This window comes from Chryseobacterium sp. (assembly GCF_022712095.1).
In the GTDB taxonomy this organism is placed as follows: domain Bacteria; phylum Bacteroidota; class Bacteroidia; order Flavobacteriales; family Weeksellaceae; genus Chryseobacterium.
In genome coordinates, this window is the sequence record NZ_JALAHD010000011.1 from 1 (window position 1) to 3018 (window position 3018).

General features: G+C 38.0%; 3 protein-coding genes. 2 read left to right on the top strand and 1 reads right to left on the bottom strand.

The window, feature by feature from the left end:
* Positions 1-210: 210 nt before the first annotated feature.
* Positions 211-717 (bottom strand): hypothetical protein, encoded by a 507-nt coding sequence (locus tag Q0A18_RS00485; protein ID WP_292008203.1) that lies wholly within the window; start codon positions 715-717, stop codon positions 211-213.
* Positions 718-857: 140 nt separating this feature from the next.
* On the opposite strand from Q0A18_RS00485, the gene Q0A18_RS00490 reads away from it, so the two are divergent.
* Together Q0A18_RS00490 and Q0A18_RS00495 are read left to right on the top strand one after the other, a co-directional pair.
* Entirely contained in the window at positions 858-1241 is a 384-nt protein-coding gene (locus tag Q0A18_RS00490; RefSeq protein ID WP_292008204.1) for a hypothetical protein, read from the top strand.
* Between the two features lie 144 nt (positions 1242-1385).
* Positions 1386-3014 (top strand): NADP-dependent glyceraldehyde-3-phosphate dehydrogenase, encoded by a 1629-nt coding sequence (locus Q0A18_RS00495; RefSeq protein ID WP_292008205.1) that lies wholly within the window; start codon positions 1386-1388, stop codon positions 3012-3014.
* The last annotated feature ends 4 nt before the right edge of the window (positions 3015-3018 follow it).

A 3018-nucleotide genomic window follows, 5' to 3' on the forward strand; every position in this document is an offset into this window, starting at 1 on the left:
GACCAGGATGGCTTTTTTGATCCTGTAAATCTATAAATATCAGGGTTTTCTTTAAAGAGAAACTGAAAGTAGTTGTAATAATTATAAGAAATTTTGTAAAATCAGCAAAAAAGTTCAAGTATTAAATTTAAGAACAAAAATAATCTGGTACCCTAAAATAGCAGGAATTTAGTAACAGAAAAACCACTGCCTTATCAAAGGCAACGGTTTTTATTTTCTTGTAGCAGAAACCAAACCTTCCAGCCAGTCCTGATGTCCGTTGATCATAGGGTTAGGCTTTGCTTTAGCCAGGTCTTGTGCCGGTTTTCCGATCTGTGATTCCTGAGTTAAGATCCTGACTCTGTTTTCTTCCAGATCTTCGATCAGCCATGCATGGATAACATCGAGCTTTGTTTCTTCATCACCTTCTGCCCATCCGTGCCATGTTAATCGGGCAGGTTTTCCATTCTCAGGAGCAACAAATTCTATAATTTCGGCTTCAATAGGAAATCCGAAAGTTTTAAATCTGAAACGGGCTTTGTCGCAAAGCAATTGATCTTCTGCATTTATAAATTCTATATCTGATGAATTTTCATAGTAAGTAGGCCATGCAAGGGGATTAATTAAAAAAGGCCAGACATCTTCAGTGGTCAGTCCTGATATGATTACTTCATTAAAACAAAAATTATCTGTGGTTCCCGGCAGGTATTGCTGAGGCCAGGTAATTGAATTTTGCATATTTCTGTTTTTTTTGATTGTATAGTCAAAGGTAGTCCGGGATAGTGTTTCCTGCAATAACTATCATGGATGATAGGTTAGGCTTGCAGGCTGATTTTTATTATTGGAACTATTATTGGTTCTATTAATAAAATAATATTATGAAATCACAAACCATTAAGAAAATAGCAAAATACGGATTAGGAGCCATGCTTATATTGGCAGGAACAGGACATCTTAGTTTTGCAAGAAAGAAATTTCGGGCTCAGGTTCCCGATTGGGTTCCGCTGAAAAAAGATGATACGGTTGTTTATTCGGGGATAGCAGAAATAGCATTAGGTACGGCAGTGATAGCAGCCCCGAAGAAATATGAATCTTTAACAGGTAAAATTGCAGCAGGATTTTTTACTGCTGTTTTTCCCGGGAACTATGCCCAGTATAAAAACAGAAAGGACAGCTTTGGCCTTGATACGGATGAAAAGAGGTTCGCAAGATTATTGATGCAGCCGTTACTTATTTTCTGGGCGCTGAAATCTACTAAATGAATAATTATTTTTCTAACTCAGCTTAGCTGAGTTTTTATTTTCAAATAGAACAAATCTATTAATCTGTTATTTCTAAAATCAATTTTTCCCTCTAACTTTATTCTGTTAAATATTTACATTAAAATTATTAAAAAAGTAAAATATATGGATTCAGCAAAAGACTATTCCTTTCAAAATATATTTAAATCTGAAAGTGAAATTCCCGAAGAATTTAAAGTAAAAGAAATTCATCAGCGAGTTTACCTGCTTAATGGTGAATTAGTGGAATGGAATGGAGATGTCACGAATATTTATTCTCCGGTTTGTATTCCGGGCGAAAAGGGGTTGGAAAGAAAATTATTGGGAAGTATTCCTAATATTGGTCCTGACGAAGCAATGGAAGTTCTGGAAGCCTGCGTAAAGGCTTACGATAATGGGCTGGGAGAGTGGCCTACGATGTCGGTAGAAGGCCGCATAAAATGTATGCAGAAATTTGTGTATTTAATGATTCAGCAAAGGGATCTGGTCATTAAGCTGCTGATGTGGGAGATCGGAAAAACACTAGCTGATTCTACCAAGGAGTTTGACCGTACGGTAGATTATATCAACCAGACAATTGATGCCCTAAAAGATCAGGACCGTGAATCTTCCCGTTTTCAGCAGGCGGAAGGAACGATTGCACAGATCAGGCGTGCTCCGCTTGGTGTAGTATTGAGTATGGGACCTTTTAATTATCCTCTGAACGAAATCTTCACAACATTGATTCCCGCATTGATCATGGGAAATACCATTTTATTTAAGCTTCCCAAACACGGGGTTTTAGCACACTATCCTTTATTGAATGCCTTTAAAGAAGCTTTCCCTAAAGGTACAGTGAATACCCTTTACGGTAAAGGTTCAGAGATCATTACACCGATTATGGAAAGTGGGAAAGTCAATGTACTGGCATTCATTGGTTCCAGTAAAGTGGCCAACGGACTGAAAAAGCTTCATCCGAAAGTGAACCGTTTACGGGCCATCTTAAGTCTTGATGCTAAAAATGCAGCGATTGTGACTAAAAATGCTAATCTGGATGTAGCGGTAAGTGAATGTATATTGGGGGCGCTTTCTTTTAACGGTCAGCGTTGTACTGCCCTTAAACTGATATTTGTACAGAAAGAAGTGGCAGAGGAGTTTACCAGAAGATTAAGTGAAGCTGTATCTGCATTAAAACCTGGTTTGCCCTGGGAGAAAGATGTAAAAATAACACCCCTTCCGGAAGTCAATAAGCCTCCTTACCTTAAAGAATGTATAGACGATGCCTTAGATAAAGGTGCTGAAGTATTAAATAAAGACGGCGGTTATCAGGAAGCTTCTTTCGTATTTCCTGCAGTTGTATATCCGGTAAACAGTGATATGAAGCTTTATCATGAAGAACAGTTTGGTCCTGTTATTCCGGTAGTCCCTTTTGAGAATATAGATGAACCTATCGAATATCAGGTAAATGCTTCCCACGGAATGCAGGTGAGTATCTTTAGTGAAGAACCCGTTGAAGTAGCAAAACTGATTGATCCGTTCGTCAATCTGGTAAGTCGTGTAAATATCAACTGTCAGGCTCAGAGAGGGCCGGACGTATTCCCATTTACCGGAAGAAAAGACAGTGCAGAAGGAACATTATCAGTATATGATGCATTACGTTCATTCTCTATTCGTTCTCTGGTAGCTGCAAAATTAACGGATTCCAATAAAGAATTGCTGAACACTATTGTGAGAGATCATGATTCTAATTTCCTGAGTACGGATTATATATTTTAAAGGA